Annotated in this window: 1 pseudogene; it reads right to left on the reverse strand. The window is 43.0% G+C overall.

The features are described from left to right. Nucleotides 1-623: pseudogene (locus tag K1M91_RS21215) on the reverse strand (IS3 family transposase); the annotation flags it as partial. Nucleotides 624-690: the final 67 nt, after the last annotated feature.

The following is a 690-nucleotide window of genomic DNA, read 5'->3' on the forward strand; positions in this document are numbered from 1 at the left end:
CACTGAATCGGAGTGCTTACGCTTTGTTGTGACCTTGTAAGCCAGGCGTTGTGTGACCTTAAGGCGTAAGCGACGCATAATTTTACGAACAAGATAGCGACCAACTTGATAGCCTTCTTTGCGCAATCTCTTTACCATTTCACGGTTCCCCAAGCTGCCACGGCTCTTTTCAAAAAGGCGTCGGATACGTCGATATAACTTCAACGTATCCAAGTTTATGACTGTTGCAGGGCGCTTAAGCCAATCATAATAACCGGACTTGCTTACACCCAAAACACGGCAGAGTAAGGCCACAGGGAACTGGCCAGACTGTTTTTTAATGAAATTAAATTTTACTTCATTTCTCTTGCAAAGAAGGCGCTGGCCTTTTTTAAGATTTCTTTTTCCATGCGTAATTCTTTGTTTTCTTTACGCAATCGCTTAAGCTCATCCCGCTCAGACTCTTCTAAACTAATACCTTGGCGCTGGGCTTCAAACTTCTCTTTCCACTTGTAAAGAAGGCTAGTACCGACGCCAAGTGACTTAGCCGCTTCCGCAACACTGTAACCTTGCTCAGTCACCATCAAGACAGCCTCATCCTTAAAATCTTGAGGATAGCTTTTATGGGATTTTTTCAGGCTCATATCATTTCCTTAATCTATTGACGTTATTGTCTCAAAATTAAGTGTCCGATGGGATTAGACCAGAACA

Source organism: Motilimonas sp. E26, from assembly GCF_021278025.1.
Lineage (GTDB): Bacteria > Pseudomonadota > Gammaproteobacteria > Enterobacterales > CBDFNC01 > Motilimonas.